This is a genomic window from Pseudomonas sp. Tn43, assembly GCF_014192635.1.
In the GTDB taxonomy this organism is placed as follows: Bacteria; Pseudomonadota; Gammaproteobacteria; order Pseudomonadales; family Pseudomonadaceae; genus Aquipseudomonas.
In genome coordinates, this window is sequence record NZ_JACHYG010000002.1 from 790201 (window position 1) to 816208 (window position 26008).

Sequence of the window (26008 nt, forward strand, 5' to 3'; positions counted from 1 at the left end):
ATTTGATCCTCAAGCTATTGCAGCTTTCTAGGAACTAACGAACTTCCACAATGGCATCAGCGACCAGCCTGTCAATCTCACACAAAGAGATGCTCAGCCAATCTGACAGGACTTCTCTGGTGTTCTCTCCCATCAACGGCGCTGGGACTTCCGCAGGGTCAGATATCTCTTCGCACTGCATCGAAGCACGCTCAGTCAAGAAGCATTCATCGAGTGAAGGGTGGGATTCCTTTCGGAAGAAATTCCGTTCCTTGAAATAAGCGAAATCCGGCATGTCAGAAACTCGGAGCATGGCGCCTGCCGGCACACCTACCTCTTGCAATGCCGTCATGGCCTCAAGGGGCGTCCTGCTAGCAAGCCAGGAGAGGAGCTTTGACTCGATAGAACTGCGATTTTCCGCGCGGTGCTGCTTGGAGTTGAGGTCGCGTGCAGACGCGGGGCTGAACCCAATAGCAGTTGCAAGTGAGAACCACTGCTTAGAGTTCTCAACAGTGACAGCGCACCATTCATCGTCACCTTTGCAGGGATATACGCCCCAAGGTGTATCAATTGTCTTTCCTTCATTTGAGGCTGAGAGCAGAGCTACTTCAGCGGCCATCTGGCTCAGCATGACCTCTGTCTGCGCTACGCTGGCAGTGCCTCCCAGCTTCGTGCGGAGCCTGCGAATTAGGAGGGAAGTGACTCCGATTGCGCTGTAGCGCGCCGCAGTATGATCGGGATAGATGGTGACGGAGTCTGAGAAACCATCGCTTTCGTCCGGGTAGCTCCAAAGCTCAGTTAATCCGGCAGATGCGCGAACGAGTGGGCCGTACCCCATCCGGCGGCTCCACGGCCCTGTAGGGCCAAACGCGGAGCTATCTACCATGATGATGGCTGGGTTGTGCTGCACAACTGTCGAGTAGTCCAAGCCCAAAGAGACCAGAGTGCCGGGCTTGAAGTTGGACAGAATCACATCTGCCTGTTGAGCTAAGCGCAGGAACAGCGCTTTCCCTTCGGGACTTTTGAGGTCTAGAGCTAGGCTGCGCTTGTTTCGATGTCCCGCGGCGAAACTGGCTGACATCAGCTCTTCATTCAGGGCCTGTCGGCTTCCGTCCGGGAAGGCGCTGCTCTCGATCTTGACTACGTCTGCGCCTAAATCACCGAGCAGCCTGCCAGCTTCCGCTCCGGCGACGATCACACCGAGATCCAGTACCTTGAGTCCAGCGAATGGTAGGGCGTCCGTTTCGCGCGTAGCCAGTGCCCTAGGGATGCTCTTCCCAACGGATGATTCAGTGCTGATTCCAGGCCCCATGCGCTGCCCATCGATCACCAGCACGCCGTTTGGTACTTGGATAGGTTGGCTGCCAGGCATCGCAAGCTCTACTACGGCCTCGCGTGATATAACGTGATCCGATTTGATGAATTCGGAGAGGGACCTGACAGCTGTGATTGGCACGCCGTGGTCTCGACCACCTGCTTCCAGCTCTTCGCGAGTTTGCGCGGAGAAGAAACGCTCAATGGCTGGAGTCAGGTCAGGGCTGTCGAAGCGCTCGTTCAACTTTTCAAATTTCGGATCAGCAAACTGTGCAGGGCTGCCCATCCACTTGAACATCCCATGCCACTGTCTGCTGGAAAGTACGCACAGACGCACTTTCCCGTCAGCACAACGGAGCACTGGGTAAAAGCGGCCTTTCGGCGGGCGGCTTCTTGGGAGGTCAGAAGCACGTGCACCTTGCGCGGCGCTCCCACCGATGCCGTAACCAGGGTCTAGCGTTTGGCAGACGCCATCGAGCGTCGAAAAGTCGAGCAGGCATCCACTTCCAGTGGTCAGGGCTCTATACAGTGCCACCACAACGTTGTAGGTCGCTTGAGACGACGACGCGGCCGTTGCCAGGCTGGCAGGAGGAAGTAGGGGGGCTCGTCCCTCAAGTCCCGACCGCGCTAACTCACCGGAAAGGGCATAGAAGACTGGATCAGTGCCGATCCAGCTTGAGAACGATGTGCCTCTGCCAAAGTCGCTGATTGTCATCACGACTTTTGCAGGGAAATCCCGGCTAATCGTTCGTGCACCGGCTAGATCTTCAAAGCCTGTTGAAGGCGACGTCAGAATAACGTCGGCCCGTTCAAGATACTTGCTAAGCTGCAAAACTCCTTCGGCGCTCAGTGGGTTCAACCGTACCAAATTTTTCCCTACATGCCGAGTGTGCTCAATGACTTGAGCCTCGCGATCAGTCTCTTCTACTTCATCGCTGACGGCAGTGATATGAAAGACCTCAGCTCCAAGCTCGGCCAATGTTCTTCCGACTGCGGCCATTGGCCTATTCACGAGGTCAAGCACAAAGATGCCATCAAGTGGCCTTGCGTCTAAAGAAGCCATGACGTCAGCCACCTATTAAAGAGGGATCTTGTTGCGAACGATGGTCTTGGGATTGGTGTATTCAAGGAGACCAGCCAAGCCGTTCTCTACGCCCAAGCCAGACTGTTTGTGACCGCCGAAAGCGAAATTCGGACCCAGTTCATGAATCGTGTTGATCCAAACAGTTCCGGCTTCAAGCTGGTCCGCGACCTCTTGAGCTTTCTCGAGATCTTTACCCCAGACCGATGCGCCCAAGCCATAGATGGAGGCGTTTGCTCGTTGAATGGCTTCTTCAGTCGAGTAGTAGCGCAGGAGTGGCAGGACTGGGCCAAACGCTTCCTCCGCCACCACACGGCTATCCTCTGGCGGGTTGTCGGCGATCGCTATCGGAACGAAGTAGCCTTTGGTTTCTGGTACATCACCGCCGAGAATGAAGCTGACACCTTGAGATTTTGCTTCGCTGAGCAGTGCTTTGACGCTCTCAAACTGTGGCTTGTTTTGGATTGGCCCGATTTGAGTACCTTCCAAGGTGCCGTCACCTACCTTGACAGTTTTGGCGTAGGCGACGAAGGCTTCCTTGAAGCGCTCGTAGATGCTTTCGTGCACGTACATCCGCTTGGAGGCCAAGCAGAACTGGGCATTGTTCCGGAAAGCAGCCCAGAAGAGTTGTGGTACAACCTTTTCGATATCCACATCAGGCAGAACGATGGCCGGGTCGTTGCCCCCAAGCTCAAGTGTGATTCGCTTCAAATTAAGCGAAGCGCTGCGCATGATTGCTTTACCCGTTGCTGTCGACCCGGTAAACGCTACCTTGTCGATGCCAGGGTGCTCAGTGATCCATGGACCCAGTCGATCACCGCCAGTCACAATGTTCAAAACACCTGGTGGCAGTACATCTCGCAGAAGCTCGCCCAATTTGAGCGACGTGAGGGGAGTGAAGGGGGAAGGCTTCAAGACTAGGGTGTTGCCGGCGACCAGGGCTGGAGCGATCTTCCAAACCGACAAGGTCATAGGGAAGTTCCAGGGGGCGATGCCCCCGACCACGCCAATCGGGACGTGGTGAGTCTCGATTCGGCGATCAGCTGTTTCGCTGACAAGCTCCACCGTAGGGGCCTGCTTAGCGACTTCCGTCAGCCAGTGAATGCACGCCGACATTTCAAAACGTGCGTCTGCCAGCGGCTTGCCTTGTTCACGAGTCAGAAGTTGAGCGAATTCTTCTGCATGTTCAGCAATTTTGTCAGCTATTTGCTTAACCCGGCCTTGACGGACTTCGAGTGGTTGCGCGCGCCACGGGCCGAATGCTTCTCGGGCTGACTGAACTGCTTGGTCGAGTTGCTCGCGGGAAATATCTGGGACTTCAGCGATGACTTCTTCAGTGGCAGGGTTGATAACTTGCAGGAATTCCGAGGCACTAGCTGCCCGGCCAGCGATCGTCATGGTGTAATCTTTAAAAAAATTCAAAACGCATCTCCTATTATTATGGGCGCATTACTGCTTTGAGAACTCCACCATGTTCGGAGTCATCAATGGCCTTATTAATGTCAGCTAGGGGGTAAAACTTGATAAGGCGATCGAAAGGGAATTTCCCTTGACGCCAGAATTCAATCAATTGAGGGATAAACAGCTCAGGAATGCTGTCCCCCTCCATCACACCTTTGACCGTGCGGCCCATCAATACCGAGTTGATGTCTAAGGCGACCTCAGCACCGGCTGGTGCAGCGCCTACGACCCCGCAGACGCCTCCAATTGCGAGTGCATCAACAGCTTGGCGGACCACCTTAGGGACGCCAGTGCACTCCACGCTGAAGTCGGCACCCTGTTCGTTGGTGATGGTGCGGATTGCAGCAACTGCGTCTACTGCGCCGCCATTCACTGTGTGTGTGCCGCCAAGCTCGATGGCCAACTCAAGCCGCGAAGGTTGGAGATCAACGACGATAATCGGGTAGCAGCCGCGAATCGCCGCAGCCAGGACGGCTGCCAGGCCCACCGAGCCCGCGCCGAAAATCACTACGCTTGAGCCTGCCTTAGGCTGCAACGCGTTCAAGATGGCTCCAGCGCCTGTCTGAATGCCGCAGCCTAGCGGCCCCATCAGCTCAAGAGGAACATCCCTCGGTATTTTTACGACATTTCGTTCATGAGCCAACGCGTGGCTGGCGAAGGAAGATTGCCCGAAAAAGCATCCGCAAACTCGTTCTCCGGACTCGTCCTTCAGCGTAGCTTCCCCGTTAGGTCTACTTCCGCTTACGTTGAGCTTTCCGAACTCAAGGCAATACGAGGGCTTGCCTTGCAGGCAGCTTTTACACTGCCCGCAGGAGGAGAACGTAAGAACAACGTGATCGCCAGGAGCTATCTTTGTCACGGCTTTGCCAACACGCTCAACTACTCCCGAGCCTTCGTGCCCGTAAACCGCGGGAAGAGGATGTGGCACCGCTTGATCTCGGAACACGACGTCCGTGTGGCACAAACCGACGCCAACGATTCTGACGAGCACCTCATTGTCTAGAGGATCATCAAGTTCCAAAGCTTCTAAATTGAAGGGTTGCTTGCTCTGGCGGCTTACAGCGGCATGGATTTTCATTTCAAGGATGTCCTTGCTAGAGCGGTCTTAGGAGTGTGCCGCTTGGTCTCGCCTCAATATCTTACGAGCGCTTCTAGATGTCTAAGACGAATCAGTAGATTATCTAGACGGTTTTCGTATAAATTGCGCGAGCACTCCATCCACTAAGCGTTACTAAAACCGGTAGAATTACCGATCAGCAGCAGCTCTTGAGGAAATCAGTTGAGCATCGATCCCAGAACGCTTGTGCAGTTCGTGGTCATCGCGGAGGAAGTATCCTTTAGTCGAGCTGCCATGAGGCTTGGCATCGCCCAGCCTTGGTTGTCTAGCCGGATACGCAAGCTAGAAGAGCAACTAGGCTTTGCTTTGTTCGCCCGTACCACTCGGCATGTCTCACTTACTGAGCAAGGGGCTCAGTTCCTCGAAGGCGCGAAACAGGTAGCTTTGTCTCTTGATTCTGCATCCATGCTGGCTAGCCAGATCCGCAGGAAGACCGAACGAAGACTAGCTATCGGAGCGCCGCCGTATAGCAATCAGATTGGGGAGCGGCGAGCTTTAATCGACCGGTTTTCGTCAGCGCACTCGGACGTACGTGTAGAGCTAGAGATCGGGTGGTCGCCGACCTTGGTTGAGCGTGTTGCATCAGGTCGGCTCGACTTGGCGTTCGTAATGGGCGTGATTCCCCCTCATCTAGAGATCCTCACGCTGTGCAACTTTTCTCTCGATATCATCGTCGGCAGCTCAGACCCACTCGCCGCCCGTTCCACTATCAATCCAGTTGAACTAACAAATCGCTCAGTCGCGATTTTCACGCGAGGACTTCACCCAGCGCTTTATGACCTGATCGCTAATCCACTCATTGAAGCGGGCGCTAATATGATTCCTGTGACTGAGCTTGATGATGCGCACTGGGAACGGCTGAAGGTCGACAGTCGCTTAGTCTCAGTGCAGCCACACTTCAGTGAAGTAGTCCCACTTCCAGGGCTCGTGAGCATTCAGTTGCAGGGCATGCCCACCGTGCCTTTTTCTTTGGTGAGAAGGCCTAGCGGCAGCACACCGCTCAGCAGAGCTTTTTGGAGTTTTGCATCCCAGACCTCAGAATAGAGTGCTAATGGTCCGGGGGGCCAGTCTTCATCTGCTGAAGCAGTTGCTTTCAATGTTCATTGCCAATGGGCGGTGCTCAGTGAGCATTCGGCTTCACCTTGCTTTAAAAACCGGATTGTCATGGCGCCGATGACTAGGCAATTTTCGCCGGAGGGCATCCCCCGGCGAAGCGAGCGCTGCATACTACCGGCGGCGCGCGGAAGGTCGTGCCGGATTAATCTTGTCAGAAGGGACCGTTATCGATCGTCCCGCTTCACGTAACGGTTCCGGTATTCCTTTTTTCCACGGTGAAGCAGCGCTGGCCGGATGGAAGAACGTGATCGATTCTGTCCACAATGCGGGTGGCCTGTACTTCAGGTGTGAGCTCCGGCGATAACGCGTAAAACACACAATGTAGGTCGAAGCCGCATGTCACACCAAGCCCGTACGGCCTCGCCTACACTCAAGGCAGTGTGTCTCACGCTGTGCCATTGACACACCTTCCGACCTGAGTGCTGAACCCACGGTAAAGCAATCGTGCTTAGGATTTTGAGCTTGGTCGGCCCGGGATATGACTCAGTATCGATTTGGAGAAGCCACCATCGACACAGATATCCTGTCCCGTGACATATCCGGATAAAGGGCTAACGAGAAATTCGATCACGTTCGCGATATCCACGGGCTCGCCGATTCTCGCCAGCGGGATGATTGCTTCCCGTGCTTTCTTGATCTGGGGATCGGCGTACATTTTTTCGGACATCGGCGTGTGGGTCATGCCCGGAGACACCACGTTTACACGGACTCCGTCAGGTGCCCACTCCAGCGCGAGTGTCTGGGCGAGCATTGTCAATGCCGCTTTAGTGGGGCTGTACGCGCCTGAGCCGGCATGCGGAAGCTGGCCAGACATCGACGAGGTAAAGCACGCCGAGCCTCTGCTCTCGCGTAAATACGGGTAGCTGGCTTTGGCAAGCAACCAAGCGCCGCGAAGATTGACCGAGAACATATCGTCCCAGTCCTCGATGGACAAATCACAGATCGCGCCAGGACTGGCGATGCCGGCATTCGCAACCAACGCGTCGAGCCCGCCGAACTCCGCCACTGCAGCCGCCACCAGCTGGCTCGGCACCTCAGGGTTGCCGATATCTCCGGACAATGCGATGGCGATACCGCCCATGGCCTTGATGGATTGAACGACTTCTTCCTGCGTAGTAGTGAGTGTGTGTCCGCATACCGCAATTTTCGGCTGCGAGCCCCGGGCAAGGGCCGCCTCCGCGATCCTCAGGCATGTAGACGCACCGATACCGCTACTACCACCACTGACCAAAGCTCTCATTGGACACTCCTTTTTATAGTTAGACATTGAGGTAAAAGAGGTTTGTAAAATACAAAAATTGGATTCGATATGCAATCAAATTGACAATGGAAATTGATTCCGATATCTTTTTTTTCGCGGTCGGATACCCTTGCCAGTGCAGTGGCTATCGCTACCCAGATCTATCCATCCATCGTCGCGTCTTCCCGCTATCGATAGTGCTCCAGGTACAAAATCCACAATACGAATGGCCCTTTTCACTCCAGCGAATACTCAACTGAAAGGATGTTTCGATATGATCATCAGCACGTTCTCCTATCTATGGTCATCCACGGCAATTGATGCAATTGCGCAACTGGCCGAGCACGGGCATCGTGTGTTTGAGGTGCCCGTCAGCTCGCCACATTGCTGGCCGGTAGAAATCTCGACGGCGGAACGTTCTGCCGTAAGCCTGCGTCTTCATGAGTACGGCGCAAAGATCAGGTCTCTCAACGCCGGCGGCTATGACATCAATCTGGCCAGTCCCGCCGCAAATATGCGTCACAAGAGCATCGAGCACATCAAATCGGTGATTGACCTGGCTGCAGTTTGGGGTACCCAGGAAGTGGTGATATCCCCCGGCACCAGGCGTCCCATGATTTCCCCGCCGCTCGAGAAAACCTATGATTGGATGTACGAGAGTCTGGCGGTCCTGATTCCAATGGCCAAACAGGCGGGCGTGCGCTTACTGCTGGAAAACACCCCGTACTGCTTTACCCCCACCATGCCGGAACTGGCGGAGGTTGTAAGCACCCTCAACGACGAGGTGGTCAGGGTCGTCTACGACATCGCCAATGCCGCTTACATCGGTGAAGATCCGGTGGCGAGTCTGCTGGCTTATCACGCCAGCATCGACTTTGTGCATGTGTCCGATACGGGTACGGACGTGTGGGGGCATGATCCAGTCGGCACCGGTGTAGTGGACTTTATCGGGTTGGGCGAGGCCGTTCACGCAACCTGCGGTATTGAAAACTGCGTACTGGAAATCATCCGCGAAGAAAATGCTTTGTATGAGCTGAACAAGGGCGTGCAGGATCTGCGTGCGAAGGGCTGGAAAATTCCGTAATCGGCTACCGGTCGCTTGTCGCTACCGCCTGCGACCGGATGTCAAGGAGCCTTGAGGCACGCAACGGGTCCAGGTGACAGCGTTTACACCAGCAATACACGCTCGCGATCATAGGGGTTTCGCAGGCTTCGGCCTGCTGGAGCCAGTCATGATCGCGACGGTGTGCGCGGTACTACCGCAGAGGTAGCGAATCACCACCACTGACCGAAGTCCAGAGCGACCAGCATTCGCCTACCCTGATCGCCGAGCGCTTCAAATGTTCGATATGAGCACTCAGGGTTTCCTCCCGCATGCGTGCGATGGGACCGGCGACGCTCAGGGTGGCGACCGGGCCGGAGTTATCTGGCCGCGAGGTATCGAATACAGCAACCGCCACGACGCACACACCCACTTCACCTTCTTCTCGAACTAACGCGTGCCCCTCTTTGCGGATCTGAGCGAGGTCATCAAAGATGTCGCGAATCGAAACGCGCGCATTGGGCCCCGCGTAGTCTCGGCTGTTCTCGATGTTCCATGCGGCGAGAATTCGCATGGCGCGTTCATCGCGCATAGTGGAAAGCCATACTTTGCCCGCCGCTGTTGTGTGGGGAATGATTTTTTCATCCAGGGCTCGGCGGTACTGAAGCCCTCTGGTGTTTTGCGTGGCTTGCAGCACCCAGGTCAGATGATCTTCTGCAACTGCCGCCAACCGGACGTGCTCACCGGTTTCGCTGGCCAGCTCGTTGAGCAAGGGTTGCATGATCCTGGCGAAGCCCGTTTCAGAGATGAAGTTCACGCCCATGCTGGGGATTTTTAGCGTCAGGCGGTAATGATCCTGTTCGTCCTGGTAAACGTAGCCTCTTTCTCGCAGCGCGCTCAATATGCGGTGGGCCGTGGCCATGGCAACTTGGGTCTGCTCGCCGATTTCAGACAGGGAGAGACCGTCCGGATGGGACAGCAGCAGTTCCAAGGTGTTGAAGTAGCGGCCAATGTGTGACAATTTTTAAGTCCTCTTTTTTGCCGGCAATGGCCAGCCAACGTCGTGTCAGGGGTGCTGGAGCGTGATGGGAATGCCACCGAGGCGGTCTGACTCATAGGCCGCCTCGATGATGCGCATGACGTGGTGCATGGTTGCAAGTCCGGCACCGGTGTAGGCTGTCTCTCGGTCAGGGGAGAGGACATCGGTTACGAAGTTTTCGTAATACACATCAGAGTTCAGGCTCATGGTCAGGTCGCTTGCCCCTCCAACCGCATCGATCAGCCGCAAGCCATCCGGGGTCGAGCGCACGTAGAACTGATCGGTTGATAATGAAAACGAGTACTCCCGTTGCTCTGGCGTGTTAGCCGGGTAATTGTAGCCAGTTTCGATGGTGCAGATGCAGCCGCTCTCGGTCACCAGGGTCATCATTGAGGCGATCTCTACGGCGGTCAGCTGCGGGTCGCGATGCATTACGGCGGACACGCTGTATATGCGCTCTCCGGACATTTCCTGCGCCAGATCGACGAAATGAGGGGCAAGGTTGATCGTGCATCCGCCACCCGAGCGTTTCGGATCAAGCATCCAGGAGCAACTGTTCGTCAAGTAGCGTCCGGGCGGGCCGGCGTTGAATCGAAACGACTGGGTTCTCCATTTGGCGCCACTCTGCAACGCCGCATGCTTGACGCGGTTCAGTAATTCACTGTGCCTCCAAACCAACGGCACCGCCGCGAACACGCCGGCGGCTTCGGCGCGTCGGTGCAGGTCCAGTACTTCATGCTGGGTAAGCCCGCAGGGCTTCTCCATCGCGAACGGAATGTTGCGTTCGATCAATGCTTTGCCCATGGCATACAGCTCATCGTGCGGACCAAAAGCGAACGCAAAATCAGCTTCTTCGTTATCCAGTAGGTTTTTCCAGTGATCGTAGCGCTGCGCTCCAAAGCGCTGAGCGAGGGCAGGAGCACGCGATCCCGTGGCGTCGGATACCGCCGTGACGGTCACATCAGGCAAACGCTCAAGGGCGTCAAGGTAGAGCGGGGTGTGCCAGTGGCTTACTTCCAGAAGAACGACTTTCAAACATTCATTCCTTATAAACAAGTGTGTTTGACGAACTTGCCGGTGCCCTCGGGATTGCGGGTTAGGTACAAAAATAACAGCGCGCGAGCCACGATTGCGAGGTTGCACAATAGGCTAGCACGAGCCGATTATGAACGGAAGTCAGTTTCGTTTTGCTGCCGAGCAGTGCGTGACAGCTAAGCTGAGATGCAATTTCAACAGGCACACAAAAATGTGCACATACGGGGGTATGTGCACATCGTACTGGTTCTATAGAGGTTATGAAGAGGTGGGGCAGGGTGACAGTCGGGGGGGGCGGGATCGTTACAATCCGCTCGAGTAGCGACGCTCTATATCTTCGAAACCTAGAAAGCTTAATGCCAGCAGGGCTTGGCCTACGTGCATAGGGTGGCCATCAAGGGTTCGGCAGCCACGCGATTGCGCTTCGAGCAGCAAGGCGGTCGGCTCGGACCTGGTGATGATGTCGACCACCACCGTAGTTGGGGCCAACTGCTTTGCGTCTATCGGCATCGGGTCATTAGGGTTCATGCCGAGCGGGGTGGCATTGATCACGATGTCATGGCCTGCAGCATCTGCTGGGCCTACATGCACAGCGCACGGACCCTCTTTGGCAACACATTGCGCTAGGTCCAGGGCGCGGTGCGGATCTAGGTCTGAAATGATCAACGAACGGGCGCCAGCGGCGGCAACGGCAAACGCGATTGCCCTTCCCGAGCCGCCCGCACCGATGAGCAGAACGGATTTCCCCAGCAGGGTAATGCCTTCGCGCTGCATGCCCAGCACGCAGCCAAGCCCGTCGAACACGGCTCCCACCCAGCGCCCGTCGTTATCACAACGAATGACATTGATTGCGCCGATCTGACGCGCGGTAGGGTGAAGAACGTCCACAACGTCAAGCATGCTCTGCTTGTGCGGCATGGTGACCAGAAGCCCGGCAAGGTTGCTCACGGCTCGTATGCCTCTCACAAAGTCAGCCAGGTCGCCGGGACCGACCTCCAGTGGAATGCAGACGGCGTCGGACTGCGCTTCGGCAAATAACTTGTTCAACAGCATTGGGGACTTGGCGCTCTTGAGGGGGGCGCCAATTAATCCATATATACGAGTGCTGCCGGTAATACGTGGATGCATGTCAACCTACTGGCGTTGGCAGTGGCACCCAATTGTCAGTAGGGGGATGTCGGAACCCACTACTGACAACGTGTGCATTATCACTGCCGTATTACTCTAAGCGCTGTGCAGAGAAATTGAACAGCGCGGTGGTGGTAACAGAACAGGCTGTCAGGAGCGTGTCGCTGGCACTGATGGGACTGCATTGGGTTGCGATTTGGAATTGGACTGTTCCTGCACCCGTTCGTATTCCTCTTTGGACATCGGGACCGCATTAGGGTCACCGAGGTCCTTCAGGCGAATCCGGTATGTTTCGCGGGTAGTAAAAGCCGCGATCGCAGAGATTACGCAGATGCCAAAAGTCAACGCTCCGATTTTCAGCGGGATATTCTCGGTCCCGGGAGGCGCAATCGATACGAAAAGGGCTGGCAGAAATGCTGTGCATGCTACGCCGATATTCTGACCAATAGCCATGCCGGTAACACGTACGCGTGTACGGAACAGTTCTGGGAACAGGCTTGGGAAGACGCCATTGAAACCCTGGTAAGCCACACCCCACATGAGGAGCGAGAGAATCAACGAAAGCCATAGGTTGTGGATGCTGATCGCATAGAGATACGCAAATGACAGAAGTCCGCCGCTAAGAACACCCACAATTACCGGAGGCCGGCGACCAATCCTGTCAGAGAGCTTGCCTACGAAGGGGATAAGTATCACGGCGCACAGATTGCCTAACACCGGTATCCACATGAACACGCCGGAAGGAAAGCCAATGCCGTAGGCCGGTTGGACTGCATAGGTTGCTCCGAATACGGAGGCGACGATTGCAAGGACCGCAGACAGCGCCATGCAAATCACTCGTAACACATCTCGCCAGCTCTGCGTGAACACTTCGACCACAGGTAATTTGCGTGTCTCGCCTTCGGTCTGCGCCTCGGTGAATACTGGAGCTTCATGAACTTCACGCCGAATGATCCATCCGGCGACTAGCACCAGGGCGCTGAGCAGAAATGGAATTCGCCAGCCCCAAGCAGCAAATTGATCAGCTGGCATGAACTGGGCGAGAGGCAGGAAAACCCCAGCCGCTAGTAGTTGTCCGGCTTGTACGCCTTGAAGCGTAAAGCTTGCGAAATAACCTCGACGTCCATCGGGCGCGTGTTCCAGGGTCATGGAGCTGGCACATGACACCTCTCCAGCGACTGCAAATCCTTGAATCAGACGCAAAAAAATCAACAGTGCAGGAGCCCAGACACCGATCTGCTGATAGGTAGGAAGCAGTCCGATGCTCACGGTCGAAAAGCCCATCAAGAACATGCAGTAGACCAGTACGGTCTTGCGTCCATGTCGGTCGCCCAGGTGCCCTAATACCACTGCTCCGATTGGACGAGCGATGTACCCTACGCCGAAGCTGGCCAGCGAAACGATGATGCCTACGGTCGGATTGTCTGTCGGGAAAAACAGCTGCGGGAAAAGCAAGGCCGCCGCAGTGGCGTAGATGAAAAAGTCGTAATACTCCAAAGCCGAACCGATCCAGCCGCTGGCAGCGGCCTTCCTTGACTGTCGTTTGGAATGAGACTCAACCAGTGTGCTTTGATTCATGACGTGTCTCCGTCTTTCGGATTTTTATTGTTGTAACCGTGTTCCATTAGTAATGTTGTTACTTTTGAGAAACGATTGTCAAGGGGCAGTTGACTGGATCAGCCAGTGATAAATTCGGCCATGATTTATGCGACGAAATTCTCAATGCTGGCTTCGTCACGGTGCGAAAGCAGTGGGTATCAGCCGTGCACAGCAACCCGACGGGAGGACAAAACTTGTCCGCCCGTCAGGTGCCTTTGAGGTTGTCTACAGGTCTCTTAGCAAGCCTGTAGGTTTACAAGCTGTCTCGAGAAAGATGCCCGTCGACCAGTCTGAAAATGTTTAACGGATTGGCGTTCTTGAGAGCATCGGGCAGCAATGTGTCAGGGTAGTTTTGAAAGCAGACGGGTCTCAGGAAGCGATCGATGGCCAAAGTGCCGACCGAGGTGCCGCGACTGTCGGACGTCGCAGGATAAGGGCCGCCGTGCACCATTGAATCGCAGACCTCGACACCCGTTGGGTAGCCATTAATGAGGATGCGACCAACCTTCACCTCCAGCAAAGCAGTCAACTCTGCGAATTGGGTAAGGTCTTCTGGCTCACCAATCAACGTTGCGGTCAATTGTCCGTGAAGGGCATTGATGGCCGCGTTGAGTTGCTCCTGGTCAGTGACCTCGATGAAGATAGACGTGGGGCCGAAGATTTCTTCTTGAAGAACTTTGTCGCCGTTAAGCAACAACTCTACGTCGGCCTTGAACAACTGTGGCTGGGCCTGGTGACCCTGTTGGTTGCTGCCAGCCAGGTGCGCGATGCCGGGGTGCGCGTGCAGGTTCTGCAAGCCAGCCGCATAGCTACGCAGGGTGCCTGCGTTGAGCATTGTTTGTGCAGGTTGGTCGCTGATCAACGCGGCCACGCTATTCTGAAAGGCACTGAATGCAGCCGAACGAATACCAACCACCAGCCCGGGATTGGTGCAGAACTGCCCACAACCTTGAACCACCGAGGCGGCAAGATCGTGAGCGATACTGTCGGCTCGACGCGAGAGTGCCTCGGGCAGGATCGCTACCGGGTTGATGCTCGACATCTCGGCGAAGACTGGGATGGGCTCGGGGCGAGCGGCGGCCATGTCGCACAATGCTCGGCCACCTTTGAGCGAACCGGTAAAACCAACTCCCTTGATGAGCGGGTGTTTTACCAAGGCTTCGCCTACGCCGCTGCCATAAATCATGTTGAAGACACCGGCGGGCATGCCGCTGCGCTCGGCCGCCCGGATGATCGCGTTGGCGACCTGTTCTGCAGTGGCCATATGGCCGCTGTGGGCTTTGAATATCACCGGACAACCCGCCGCGAGTGCCGAGGCGGTATCGCCGCCGGCCGTGGAGAAAGCCAACGGAAAATTACTGGCACCAAACACAGCAACCGGACCGATTGCGGTGCGGTACTGGCGAAGGTCAGGGCGCGGCAACGGTTTGCGAAGGGGTAACGCTTGGTCGATGCGAGCTCCATAGAAGTCACCACGGCGCAGTACGTTTGCAAACAGGCGCATTTGACTGCTGGTACGTGCGCGTTCGCCCTGGATGCGAGCTGCAGGCAATGCTGTTTCACGGCAAACCAGCGCAATAAACTCATCGTCCAAAGCCTCTAGCTCTTCAGCAATGGCATCAAGAAATTCAGCCCGTTTGCTCGCGCTCAGGGTGCGGTAGCTGGAAAAGGCGTTGTTGGCTGCATGAGCCGCGTCCTCGATTTCTTGCGGAGTCGCCTGGTGGAAGGCATAGGGTAAGGTTTCCCCCGTGCTGGCATCCACACTCTTGACGATAATACTGCCGGCGGCGCTGCGCTGACCGCCGATAAAATTCTGGCCGGTGATGAGGGACATGGTTGTCTCCAGGTTGAATGTGCAAGAGATAGGTGGGCGAGGTATTCCCAGGACTGAAAATCAGGTGACGGCGCCGATCTGCCACGGCACGAACTCATTTTGTCCGTATCCGTGTTGTTCGCTCATGCTGCGTTCGCCCGAGGCAATGCGCAGCATGGTTTCAAAGATCGCTGCACCGCACGCCTCGATGGTCAAAGTGTCTTCGGCTATTTCGCCGCAGTTGATGTCCATGTCTTCTCGTTGACGAGCCCATAAGGCGCTATTGGTCGCCAGCTTGATTGATGGGGCAGGGGCACAGCCATAGGCCGATCCGCGACCGGTGGTAAACGCAATCAGGTTCGCACCACCGGCGACCTGACCGGTTGCGGAGACGGGGTCATAGCCAGGGGTGTCCATAAAAACCAGCCCGTTGGCCGTGACGGTCTGGGCGTATTCGTAGACATCCATCAGGTTGCTCGAGCCAGCCTTTGCCACAGCGCCCAGCGACTTTTCCAGAATGGTGGTCAAGCCACCGGCCTTGTTGCCGGCAGAGGGGTTATTGTTCAACTCGGCCCCCATACGCTCGCAGTAGCGTTCCCACCAATGAATTCGAGCGATAAGTTTTTCGCCAACCTCTCGGCTGACAGCCCGCCGTGTCAGCAAGTGTTCGGCACCGTATATTTCAGGGGTTTCGGAAAGAATCGCGGTACCGCCGCAGGCGACCAGACGATCTACCGCATTGCCCAGCGCAGGGTTGGCAGTGATACCGGAGTAGCCATCCGAGCCGCCGCACTGAAGCCCTACGATCAGATGGCGAGCGCTGACCGATTCACGCTGAATCCGATTGGCCTCGCCAAGTAATTCCTTCACATGGCCAATGCCACTGGCGATGGCCTTGGACGTACCACCACTGTCCTGAATGTTGAACGTGCGCAGCGTATTACTACGGGTGAGTCCTTGCGTCGTGAGTAATGAGTCGATTTGGTTCGTTTCGCAGCCCAACCCGATCACCAACACGGCCGCAAAGTTGGCATGGGTCGCATATCCCGCCAATGTCCGGCGCAACATGCTCAAACCGTCGCCCGCGGGATCAACGGCGCAGCCGGCGGAATGCGTCAGAGCAACAACACCGTCGACGTTTGGATACGCTTGCAGTGCGGCGGGATTGATGTCCCGACGAAAATGGTCTGCGATGGCCCGGGCTACTGTGGCAGAGCAATTCACTGACGTAAGAATGCCGATGTAGTTGCGCGTCGCGACACGTCCATCCGGGCGTACGATACCCATGAACGACGGGGCTTCACTCGGCTTGACGTTGGGCTTCGCGTCGACGCTGAAAGCATAATCTCGAGTGAATTCCCCCATCGCCAAGTTGTGCACATGGATGTGCTCGCCTGCTTCTATGTCGACAACAGCAAAACCAATGATTTGCCCATAGCGCCTCACCGGTTGACCGGCTTTGATACGCCGGGAGGCAACTTTATGGCCCGGGACGATCGCTTGCCGGATGGTCACGCCTTCTTGCTCAAGGATTTCGCCCGCGAGTAGAGGTCGGCGTGCAATCAGCACATCGTCCAGCGGATTCAAACGCAGCACAGCTGCTGCGCCGGTTTTCATGATCAGTTCCATCGCATCCTCACGGGCTGCTGGGGGGGGGCGCGATCGCTAATAGCGCCGCACTTGTGTGCCGGCACTATAGGATTCATAGAAATGGCTGCCTAATGAGAGCTTTCGATTGCTCGATAACTTTGCCTCATCGACTTTTACTGGGATCGCTGCAGTGCCTCTTCTCTGTAGCCGTTTGCCGCAGTCTGGCGAACTCTAATAAGGTCGCAACAAACATCCGCGTTGGCTCTGACAGGGGCTCATCCTTGCGAGTGATAACCCCGTAATCCTGAGATTCAACTTTGAAGGGCGTATTGAGGATTTGAAGCTGCCCATTTTGCAGTTGCGACTGGACCATGGACTCGGGGAGCATGGCGAGCATTGGCCCAGACTGCAGCAACTGCAGGAAGGTTTGCATCGAAATGGTCTCAACGGTGTTGGTTGGCGGGGCGATCTTGAACAGTGTGAATGCGCACTCCATGCGTTGTCGGATCGGCGTATTGAAGGGATACATGACCCATGGCCATTCGCTGAGTGCTTCGGTGGGGACTTCCTTCAGTCGGCACAGAGGGTGTGTGCTGTTCACGACAAGACAAAAGGGCTCAGGTCCCAGCGATGTAAATTCGAAAGGCTGACAATCCTCATCCGTGAAGCGCGCGATGATCAAATCAAGTTTTTTTTGTTCGAGCATTTCCAGCAGTTGGTTACTGGTTTGTTCGATCACCTCAATAGAAAGCAGGGGGCGATCGCGTTTTATGCTGGCGATCGCTTCAGGCAGCACCACTGATGTTGCGGCGAAAATGGTGCCGATTTTTAAATGGCCATGCCCGCCTTTTCGCAGCTTGTTGACTTGGTCGACGAACGATTCCGCGTCTTCCAAGGTAATACGCGCATAACGGGCCACGAACTCTCCTAGTTCAGTAAGGACCAGGTTGCGCGTTTGACGCTCAAACAGTGGGAAACCCAGGAGTACTTCCAGATCGCGAAGCAATTTACTGATGGCCGGTTGCGTAACATTCATCTGTTCTGCGGTCGTGTGCATATTGCGGGTCTTGGCCAAGCTATTGACCAGTACCAAATGTTTGATCTTCAGCCATCGGGTGACACTGCCAAAAGTAATTTGATCGTTTTCCATCGGATAAGGCCTTGTCTGTCGATAACGAAACAGCATTGATTAGTGAGATTCTTTCATTGGGATTTACGGGGGCGGTCCATTACTTTTACGGCTCTCATGGCTGACTGATCTGGAAGCTCTATGTCGAATCTGAAACTGACGCGCGAAAACACACTGCCATCGGATGGCTTGGCCGGAACGCTGATCGGCCGCGCCTGGATTCCGGGTGCGATTGCAGGCCCCTCGCCGGTGCTGCTGCGTGAAGACGGTGTGTTTGACCTTTCTGAAGTCTTTTCGACAATAAGCGAACTGCTGGAACACGCCTCGCCGCTGTTGGCTGTTCGTCAGGCGCCTGGCAGGTACATCGGGACCGTCGAGGAGCTGCTTTGGAACACCGGCAACCATTCGGATCCCGGCAAGGCATCTCTGTTGCCCCCAGCGGATTTGCAAGTCATCAAGGCGGCTGGGGTGACCTTCGCGTCCAGCATGATTGAGCGGGTAATTGAGGAGCAGGCCCGAGGTGATGCTGCCAAAGCTGAAAGTGTTCGCCGCTTGGTGCAAGAAGCAATAGGCGATAACTTGCGGGCAATCAAACCGGGCTCGCCAGAAGCGATGCGCCTTAAAGCTGTGCTGATCAAGCAGGGCATGTGGTCGCAATACCTGGAGGTCGGTATCGGCCCGGACGCGGAGATCTTCACGAAGGCACCGGTTCTGGCCGCAGTGGGCAGTGGCAGCGAAATCGGCATCCATCACAAGTCTGAATGGAACAATCCAGAGCCGGAAATCGTGCTCGCGGTAAACAGTCGAGGCCAAGTGCATGGCGTCACCTTGGGTAATGACGTCAATTTGCGTGATTTCGAAGGCCGCAGCGCACTGCTGTTGAGCAAGGCCAAGGACAACAATGCGTCCTGTGCGATCGGCCCGTTCATTCGTCTGTTCGATGAAACGTTTACCCTCGATGACGTGCGCAACTGCGTCGTGGATTTGCAGGTTCAGGGCGACGACGGCTTCATCCTTAAAGGCAGCAGCTCCATGGCACTGATCAGTCGTGACCCGTTGGATCTCGTGGCCCAGACTGTCGGCGGCGATCACCAATACCCTGATGGCTTCATGCTTTTTCTCGGGACATTGTTTGCGCCTACCCAGGATCGTGAGGCGCCGGGAAGCGGCTTTACGCATAAGCAGGGTGATGAAGTCAGCATAGGGAGCCCTTTGCTGGGCACGCTGCGCAACACAGTTACCTACAGCCATGAGGCTGCGCCCTGGACTTTCGGCTTGCGAGCGATGATGCACAATCTTGCTGCCCGCGGACTTCTGTAGGTAAGGCGGGATGGTGAAATGCATTGGGCGTTCTTCCGCAAAGATTGAACAAACACAGGTGCACGTCTATTGATAAAAGAGCCGAATCCGAAGAGTTCGGTTTTTTTATCCGTCAGGCGTTCCCACATCCTGGAGACCCGGCTGCGTTGCCAGCTCCGTCTCGATAATGCCAACCCGGTACAAGCAGGTTTGACTTATCGGGTGACGCCTGCATACTATTGGAACGTCGTTCCAGTACGAACAATGTTGCTCACATTCACCTCATTGTCAAAGATAAGTCGAGAAAAATATGAGAGTCGTCAAAGGTGCTGTTGACCGTTGTCTGGAGGCTATTGAGCTGCTGGCACGTGAAGCTCGCTGGATGCGGATGTCCGATATCGCAGCTGAGTTGGGCTTGGAAAAGGGGCCCGCTCATCGAGTGCTTGCTCAGTTGGTCGAGCAAGGGTGGGCAGAGCAGGATGAGGCCACCTCGCAATACCGCTTGACTCTCAAGCTGGCACTGCTGGGGCAGCGTTATTTACATGGGATTGGCTTGCCTGAATTGGTCCAGCCGATCCTTGAGCAAGTGGCTGTTCAGTGCCATGAGTTGGTGCGGCTGACGGTGGTCAACGAGGGCACCTTGTCCTGGCTGTCTTCGGCCCAAGGCGCCGCGCCGGGGCTCATGTATTCGCCGGCCATGGATCAACCGATCAATCTCTACGCCACCGCCAATGGCAAAGCCTGGCTGGCATCAATGTCTGATGAACTGGCCATTGAGCATGCGCTGCGTAGCGGACTGGGGAAAGCTGACGCCGGGATGGGGCAGGGGCCGAAAGCGATCAACAGCATCGAAGGTTTGTTGGCCGAGCTGGCACTGACCCGAAAGCGCGGGTATGGCTTGGTCATTGAAGAAGCCGAGGCGGGTGTTTGGGCGATTGCCGTACCGGTCAAGCTGATTCCGTCCGGCACTGTGGTCGGCACGATGAGTATCGCCGGCCCGGTGTTGCGCATGCAGCCCGAACGTTATGACGAATTGCATGCTCTGCTGGAAGAGGCAGCCAACAAGCTGGGTACGGTATGGCCGCGCCAGAACAACGTGCATCCGGAGAGCGTATGAGCCAACTCGCACCTGCATCGATTGAGGCGGGGTCAGGGCTGGAAGTCGCCGCTGCCGCTCTGGTCCGTGCACGGCTAGAGGGGGTTCGGCTGGCATCCTTGCCTGGCCCGAACCTGCCAAGCAGCCTCGCACAAGGTTTTGCCATCCAGCAGCATGTGGGGCCATTGGCTGGAAAAACCGTGGGGGGGTGGAAGTGTGCGTTACCCCCGGCTGGCAAGTGGATCGTCGCCCCGATCTACAGCGACAGCATTGTAAAAGGCGAACGTTACCGACTGGCCGCCGACGCCGATAAGGCGCGCATCGAGCCTGAACTGGCGTGCGTCCTGGCCCATGATTTGCCGGCTCGTGTCGAGCCTTATACAACTGAACAGATTGTTGCTGCGATCAGCGACGTGCATTTGGCATTGGAAGTGATCGACTGCCGTTACACCGATCCACACACACTGCCGTTCGAGCAATTGCTCGCGGATGGTCTATTCAATCACGGCCTGGTACTTGGGGCGCCAATCACGCTGTCGAACTCTGCCAGCATGCCCTCTGAACTGGATATCACCCTGAGCGATGCAACGGCAGAACTTCTGAATATCAAGGGCCGCCATCCGGACGGGGATCCGTTGTTGCCGATCGTATGGCTGGCCAATTTTCTGTCTACACAAGGGATAGGGCTGCAAGCAGGGCAGGTGGTTATCACCGGGTCCTATGCAGGTGTTCTCGATGTGCCCGTTAATCAGCCACTGCATGTTCAGTTCGGCGAAGCAGGCTCATTGTCTGTCCATTTCTCAACGCTGGAGGAGTAACAAATGCGCTTAGTTCGTTTTGGTTTACCGGGGCAGGAACAGCCGGGAGTTTTGGATTCGCAAGGGATCGTGCGAGACCTTTCGGGCATTGTCGACGACATCGATGCGTCGGCCCTGAGCCCGACAGTGCTGGAAAAACTGCGTGCTGTTGACGTTGAAAAGCTGCCGGTGGTGGCGCCTGGCACACGTCTTGGTCCATGCGTAGGCAGCGTACCGAACCTGATTTGCATCGGTCTGAACTACTCCGATCACGCGGCTGAAACAAATACACCTATCCCGAGCCAGCCGGTGGTTTTCAACAAACACACCGCGTCCATCAGCGGATCCAATGACCCGGTCATTTTACCAACGGGCGCTCAGAAGCTGGATTGGGAAGTCGAACTGGCCATCGTCATCGGTACGCCTGCCTGGCAGATTGATGAGTCGCAGGCTTTGGATCACATTGCCGGTTATTGCCTGGCCAATGATGTTTCCGAGCGGGCTTATCAGCTTGAGTACGAAGGCCAGTGGGCCAAGGGGAAAAGCAGTTTTTCTTTCGCACCACTGGGACCTTGGCTGGTCACCCGTGACGAAATTGCCGACCCGCAGGCACTTGACCTCTGGCTCGACGTGAACGGCAAACGTCTTCAGACCGGCAATACCCGCACGATGATTTTCAGCGTTGCACATATTGTCGCGTACCTCAGTCGCTTCATGCCGCTAATGCCGGGTGACGTCATCATTACAGGTACGCCACCAGGTGTGGGGCTCGGGCAGAAGCCGCCGGTATTCCTCAAGGCGGGTGACACCATGCGGGTCGGTGGCCAAGGCCTGGGTGAACAATTTCAGACCGTGGTTCCGTACGTTGCTGAAATGGGGGCTGCATGGGTCGCCGGTCGCCATCCCAATGTTGACTGACTATCACTAGAGGAAAACGCTATGAGCTTTGCTGGAACAGGTGTAGTCGCAATCTGGCACGATCTTTTGCCCGAAGCGCGGGATGAGTTCTATGAGTGGCATAACCGTGAACACATGCCTGAGCGGGCCGGCATTCCGGGTTTTTTGCGGGGACGCCGATACATCGCTTTGGATGCAGGGCCAACCTATTTCAACCTCTATGAGGCTGACACTGTGCAGGTGTTGGGAGGACAGGACTATTTGTCGCGTCTCAACAGTCCGACGGCCTGGACCCAACAGTCGGTGCAGTCCTATCGCAACGTCGCGCGATCCATCTGCGAGGTCACTTACACCAGCGGTGTAGGGCAGGGCGCGTATTTGTTAACCGTCCGTTTCGATGTTGTCGAAGGGCGACATAAATCGGTTTCAGACGCATTGCGCCAACGCGTGCTTCCTCCCCTTGCGGATAAACAAGGTATTACCGGCGTGCATTTGTGTGTGGCTGATGAGGCCGTGAGCAAAGTTGAAACCGCAGAGAAAAAGGCCCGTTCCGAAGGGACCCAGATACCGGCCTGGATCGTCATGATCGAAGGTTGTGCGCCTGACTACGTTCGCGTCGCCGGCGAGTCTTTTGTAGCCGAGCTGCAACGGCTGTTGGAGGGGCAATCGATGGGACCAGAAACCACGCTTTATCAATTGGAATACACACGTTGCAAAACGCCGGGGAGTGCGGGTTGATCGCCGGGCGTTAGAGCACGTTTTAACTTCCAGTCATTGTTACTACGCAATTCCCCACGAGCGTGCCAATACAGGCATTGAGTTAGGCTCGCGTTTGCGCACGCTCGGGTTTTGCTTAAGGCGATATTAAATAATTATCAAATTGTTCAATAAGGGGTTGTTACAAGAGAGATAAGGGACGCCCGCAGTCGCTCGGTAGTTAGCTTTTCTAGCTGCGTGCATAAGTTGAATGACGAGATAAAAATCGCAACAAAAACAATAATAACTCATTGTGAGAAAACATCATGCGCTACCCTGTTATTTCCCGCAGCGTGCCTGCACACCAATCTCTGATCAGTCTGACTCTTGTGGTCTGCGCAGGGTCATCAGTGGCTGTTCAAGCCGATCAGAGTAGCGGCTTTGTCGATGGCGCTACGGCCACGCTCAATTTGCGCAACGCTTACATCAATCGTAACTTCATCAATCCTGCCTATCCCAACAGCGCTGCACCACAGAACAAAGCCGAGGAGTGGACACAGAGCTTCATCCTTGACGCTCGCTCTGGTTATACCGCCGGGCCGATAGGATTTGGTGTTGATGTATTGGGTCTTTATTCTCAAAAGCTTGATGGTGGCAAAGGCACCGGCGGTACCCAACTGTTGCCAATCCACGATGACGGCCGACCAGCCGATAATTTCGGCCGCCTCGGGGTGGCTCTGAAAACCAAACTGTCAAAAACCGAGTTGAAGGTGGGTGAATGGATGCCCGTGCTGCCGATCCTGCGCTCTGACGATGGCCGTTCTCTGCCGCAGACCTTTCGTGGCGGCCAGGTGACCTCCAGTGAAATCGCCGGCCTGACCCTCTACGGCGGCCAGTTCCGTGCCAACAGCCCACGTAACGACGCGAGCATGGAAGACATGTTCATGAACGGCAAGGCCGCGTTCACCTCCGACCGTTTCAACTTCGGCGGCGGCGAATACAGCTTCAACGACAAGCGCACCCAGGTCGGCCTGTGGTACGCCGAACTCACCGACATCTACCAGCAACAATACGTCAACCTCACACACAGCCAGCCCGTGGGCGACTGGACCCTGGGGGCCAACCTCGGTTTCTTCAACGGCAAGGAAGACGGCAGCGCCATGGCCGGTGACCTCGACAACAAAACCACATTCGCCCTGCTCTCGGCCAAATACGGCGGCAACACCTTTTACGTGGGCCTGCAAAAACTCACCGGCGACAGCGCGTGGATGCGGGTCAACGGCACCAGTGGCGGAACGTTGGCCAACGATAGTTATAACGCCAGTTTTGATAACGCTCAGGAGCGCTCATGGCAGGTACGCCATGACTTTAACTTCGTTGTGTTCGGTATCCCGGGACTGACATTAATGAACCGATATATCAGCGGTGATAATGTCCATACAGGTTCGATCACAGATGGTAAAGAATGGGGCCGAGAATCAGAATTGGCCTACGTCGTGCAGTCCGGCGTGCTGAAAAATCTCAGCGTTAAATGGCGAAATTCGAGTGTTCGCAGGGATTTTAGCGCCAATGAGTTTGATGAGAACCGGATTTTTATTAATTATCCTATATCGTTATTGTGACGAATATTCTGCACGCTCAATACTTGGCAGTGTTGCGTCTGCGATCGCCTGAGCCAGCAATAACCTCATCAGGCGGTTGCAGATAAACCTAGAGTCAATTAGGCACTTAATGTAGCGTTGGTAGGTTTAGGGGATCTGCGGATAAACCTACGAAGTAATGCGTTGCAGATGGGCAGTGGCGGCGAGTCATTAAAAAATCATTCCGTCAGGCTTACCTGCGCCGCCTCGTCAAACTTCAACCGGGCCGCTTCAACCTCGGGCAATTTATCGAGCGTCCATTTATGCAATTCGCGAAATGGCTGCTGCAATGTTCGCCCCAGTTGGGTGACCTCATACTGGACTGCCACAGGCGAGAACGAAATGACCTTGCGCGAGACAAGACCATTTCGTTCCAGCCGTCGCAGGCACTGTGTCAGTGCCTTCTGAGTGACGCCCTCCAGGCGGCGTCTGATGGCATTAAAGCGATGCGGTCCGTCATCAAGTACTGCCAGAACCATCATTGACCACTTATCTGCGATTTGGTCGAACAGCGCCCGGCTTGGGCACTCCGACGAAAAACATTGCGGCTTTAATTCCAGCATCGAAGTTTCCTCATGTATACCTAGGCGACTCTAGGTGCCTAATTGACATTTGGTTTACAAAATATACTTATATGGCTTCCAAAAGCAAATGGAGTCCATCCGATGTCAAACCCTGATACCAGCATTTTATTTCGTCCTTTTTCCATCCGGTCGCTTGAACTGAAAAACCGGATTGTCATGGCGCCGATGACGCGTCTGTTCTCACCCGAAGGGATCCCGGGTGAGGCGAGCTCTGCCTATTACCGGCGGCGGGCAGAGGGAGGTGTCGGGCTGATTTTGTCGGAAGGCACCGTGATTAATCGCCCAGCATCACGCAATGATGCCGGCATCCCTTTTTTCCATGGCGAAGCGGCGCTGGCTGGGTGGAAAAACGTGATCGATGCGGTCCACAACGCTGGTGGGCGCATGGCACCGCAAATCTGGCACACTGGCTCCACGCGTTACATCAACGACTGGGAGCCAGATGCGCCAGTGGAAAGCCCGTCGGGCCTTGTTTCGCCAGGGGACCTGCGTGGCGTGGCGATGACTGAAGAAGACATTGCCGACACCGTAGCAGCGTTCGCCAAGGCCGCCGCAGATGCCAAACGACTGGGCTTTGATACCGTTGAGATCCACGGAGCCCATGGTTATTTGATCGATCAGTTTTTCTGGTCTGGTAGCAATCTGCGCACCGACCGCTACGGCGGCCCGACAATCAAGGAGCGCTCGCGTTTTGCCAGTGAGATCGTATCTGCTGTTCGTCAGGCTGTTGGCCCTGAATTTCCGATCATCATGCGCGTCAGCCAGTGGAAGCAACAGGACTACGGCGTACGCGTCGCTGAAACGCCAGCTGTGATGGAAGACTGGCTGCTGCCACTGGTCGAGGCCGGTGTGGATGTCCTGCACTGTTCGCAACGACGCTTCTGGGAACCTGAGTTTCCCGAAATAGATGGTGAGAACGGGTTGAACTGCGCGGGCTGGGCGAAGAAAGTCACTGGAGCCACAACCATTAGCGTCGGTTCGGTTGGGCTGGATAATGATGTCACTCACGCCTTCGCCGGCAAGGGATCAACCCCTGCGAGTCTGGATCGGCTCGTGGAGCGTATGGAGCGCGAAGAGTTTGATCTGATCGCAGTAGGGCGTGTTCTGCTGAGTGACAAGGATTGGGTCGCCAAAGTGGAAAAAGGCGAGTACGCGGATCTGAAGGGCTTCAATCCGGCATCTTTAGCTGAATTGGTTTGAAGCAAGTGTTGGCCAGCTTATTACCGGGGAAGCGCTAACAAATAGCGAACGCCTGGGAACCTGTGTAGCCAAAGCTGGAATGCCGTTTGTCTGCGTTGCTCTACATCAGAGGGAGG

The 26008-nt window shown here is 55.7% G+C and carries 21 protein-coding genes and 1 pseudogene; 10 read left to right on the plus strand and 12 right to left on the minus strand.

Features of this window, described 5'->3' with window-relative positions:
• Positions 1 to 34: 34 nt before the first annotated feature.
• The 3 genes from FHW68_RS07895 to FHW68_RS07905 are packed head-to-tail and all read right to left on the minus strand — an operon-like array spanning position 35 to position 4913.
• On the minus strand, positions 35 to 2356 hold the full coding sequence (locus FHW68_RS07895; protein WP_183679737.1) for a CoA transferase: 2322 nt from the start codon (positions 2354 to 2356) through the stop codon (positions 35 to 37).
• 15 nt (positions 2357 to 2371) lie between these two features.
• Complete coding sequence (locus FHW68_RS07900) at positions 2372 to 3796, minus strand: aldehyde dehydrogenase family protein (protein WP_221217048.1); 1425 nt, start codon at positions 3794 to 3796, stop codon at positions 2372 to 2374.
• A gap of 16 nt (positions 3797 to 3812) precedes the next feature.
• Positions 3813 to 4913, minus strand: a complete 1101-nt coding sequence (locus FHW68_RS07905; protein WP_183679739.1) for an NAD(P)-dependent alcohol dehydrogenase — start codon at positions 4911 to 4913, stop codon at positions 3813 to 3815.
• A gap of 201 nt (positions 4914 to 5114) precedes the next feature.
• Here FHW68_RS07905 and FHW68_RS07910 point away from each other — a divergent pair, with 201 nt between their 5' ends.
• Together FHW68_RS07910 and FHW68_RS07915 are read left to right on the plus strand one after the other, a co-directional pair.
• On the plus strand, positions 5115 to 5996 hold the full coding sequence (locus FHW68_RS07910; RefSeq protein ID WP_183679741.1) for a LysR family transcriptional regulator: 882 nt from the start codon (positions 5115 to 5117) through the stop codon (positions 5994 to 5996).
• 72 nt (positions 5997 to 6068) lie between these two features.
• Positions 6069 to 6342: pseudogene (locus FHW68_RS07915) on the plus strand (12-oxophytodienoate reductase); the annotation flags it as partial.
• Between the two features lie 174 nt (positions 6343 to 6516).
• On the opposite strand, the gene FHW68_RS07920 reads toward FHW68_RS07915, so the two are convergent.
• Positions 6517 to 7308 carry an SDR family NAD(P)-dependent oxidoreductase gene (locus FHW68_RS07920; protein WP_183679742.1) on the minus strand — a complete coding sequence of 264 codons (792 nt, stop codon included), beginning with the start codon at positions 7306 to 7308 and terminating at the stop codon, positions 6517 to 6519.
• Between the two features lie 274 nt (positions 7309 to 7582).
• Here FHW68_RS07920 and FHW68_RS07925 point away from each other — a divergent pair, with 274 nt between their 5' ends.
• On the plus strand, positions 7583 to 8392 hold the full coding sequence (locus FHW68_RS07925; RefSeq protein ID WP_183679744.1) for a sugar phosphate isomerase/epimerase: 810 nt from the start codon (positions 7583 to 7585) through the stop codon (positions 8390 to 8392).
• 172 nt (positions 8393 to 8564) lie between these two features.
• On the opposite strand, the gene FHW68_RS07930 is transcribed toward FHW68_RS07925, so the two are convergent.
• From FHW68_RS07930 to FHW68_RS07960, 7 genes are all read right to left on the minus strand, one after another.
• Positions 8565 to 9371, minus strand: coding sequence for an IclR family transcriptional regulator (locus FHW68_RS07930; protein ID WP_183679746.1), 807 nt, complete (start codon positions 9369 to 9371; stop codon positions 8565 to 8567).
• 45 nt (positions 9372 to 9416) lie between these two features.
• Positions 9417 to 10424: a Gfo/Idh/MocA family protein gene (locus FHW68_RS07935; RefSeq protein WP_183679748.1), complete on the minus strand. Its 1008-nt coding sequence runs from the start codon at positions 10422 to 10424 to the stop codon at positions 9417 to 9419.
• A 303-nt stretch (positions 10425 to 10727) separates the two neighbouring features.
• Positions 10728 to 11552, minus strand: a complete 825-nt coding sequence (locus FHW68_RS07940; RefSeq protein ID WP_183679750.1) for a shikimate dehydrogenase — start codon at positions 11550 to 11552, stop codon at positions 10728 to 10730.
• Between the two features lie 150 nt (positions 11553 to 11702).
• On the minus strand, positions 11703 to 13130 hold the full coding sequence (locus FHW68_RS07945; RefSeq protein ID WP_183679753.1) for an MFS transporter: 1428 nt from the start codon (positions 13128 to 13130) through the stop codon (positions 11703 to 11705).
• 274 nt (positions 13131 to 13404) lie between these two features.
• Positions 13405 to 14985, minus strand: coding sequence for an aldehyde dehydrogenase (NADP(+)) (locus FHW68_RS07950; protein ID WP_183679755.1), 1581 nt, complete (start codon positions 14983 to 14985; stop codon positions 13405 to 13407).
• 60 nt (positions 14986 to 15045) lie between these two features.
• Positions 15046 to 16593, minus strand: coding sequence for a UxaA family hydrolase (locus tag FHW68_RS07955; RefSeq protein WP_183679757.1), 1548 nt, complete (start codon positions 16591 to 16593; stop codon positions 15046 to 15048).
• A 124-nt stretch (positions 16594 to 16717) separates the two neighbouring features.
• Positions 16718 to 17704 carry a LysR family transcriptional regulator gene (locus FHW68_RS07960; RefSeq protein ID WP_183679759.1) on the minus strand — a complete coding sequence of 329 codons (987 nt, stop codon included), beginning with the start codon at positions 17702 to 17704 and terminating at the stop codon, positions 16718 to 16720.
• Between the two features lie 120 nt (positions 17705 to 17824).
• Between FHW68_RS07960 and FHW68_RS07965 the strand changes: the two genes are divergently transcribed.
• From FHW68_RS07965 to FHW68_RS07990, 6 genes are all read left to right on the plus strand, one after another.
• A complete protein-coding gene (locus FHW68_RS07965) occupies positions 17825 to 19003 on the plus strand; it encodes a fumarylacetoacetate hydrolase family protein (protein ID WP_183679761.1) in 1179 nt (392 codons plus the stop codon).
• 289 nt (positions 19004 to 19292) lie between these two features.
• On the plus strand, positions 19293 to 20099 hold the full coding sequence (locus FHW68_RS07970) for an IclR family transcriptional regulator (RefSeq protein WP_183679763.1): 807 nt from the start codon (positions 19293 to 19295) through the stop codon (positions 20097 to 20099).
• A complete protein-coding gene (locus FHW68_RS07975; protein ID WP_183679765.1) occupies positions 20096 to 20896 on the plus strand; it encodes a 2-keto-4-pentenoate hydratase in 801 nt (266 codons plus the stop codon). Before FHW68_RS07970 ends, FHW68_RS07975 begins: the two co-directional genes overlap by 4 nt.
• A 3-nt stretch (positions 20897 to 20899) precedes the next feature.
• Positions 20900 to 21793, plus strand: a complete 894-nt coding sequence (locus tag FHW68_RS07980) for a fumarylacetoacetate hydrolase family protein (protein ID WP_183679767.1) — start codon at positions 20900 to 20902, stop codon at positions 21791 to 21793.
• Positions 21794 to 21814: 21 nt separating this feature from the next.
• Positions 21815 to 22510, plus strand: a complete 696-nt coding sequence (locus FHW68_RS07985) for a DUF4286 family protein (RefSeq protein ID WP_183679769.1) — start codon at positions 21815 to 21817, stop codon at positions 22508 to 22510.
• Between the two features lie 284 nt (positions 22511 to 22794).
• Positions 22795 to 24090, plus strand: coding sequence for an OprD family porin (locus FHW68_RS07990; protein WP_183679771.1), 1296 nt, complete (start codon positions 22795 to 22797; stop codon positions 24088 to 24090).
• 197 nt (positions 24091 to 24287) lie between these two features.
• Here FHW68_RS07990 and FHW68_RS07995 read toward each other — a convergent pair whose 3' ends face one another.
• Positions 24288 to 24671, minus strand: coding sequence for a helix-turn-helix domain-containing protein (locus tag FHW68_RS07995; RefSeq protein ID WP_183679773.1), 384 nt, complete (start codon positions 24669 to 24671; stop codon positions 24288 to 24290).
• A gap of 102 nt (positions 24672 to 24773) precedes the next feature.
• Here FHW68_RS07995 and FHW68_RS08000 point away from each other — a divergent pair, with 102 nt between their 5' ends.
• Positions 24774 to 25892: an NADH:flavin oxidoreductase gene (locus FHW68_RS08000; RefSeq protein ID WP_183679775.1), complete on the plus strand. Its 1119-nt coding sequence runs from the start codon at positions 24774 to 24776 to the stop codon at positions 25890 to 25892.
• The last annotated feature ends 116 nt before the right edge of the window (positions 25893 to 26008 follow it).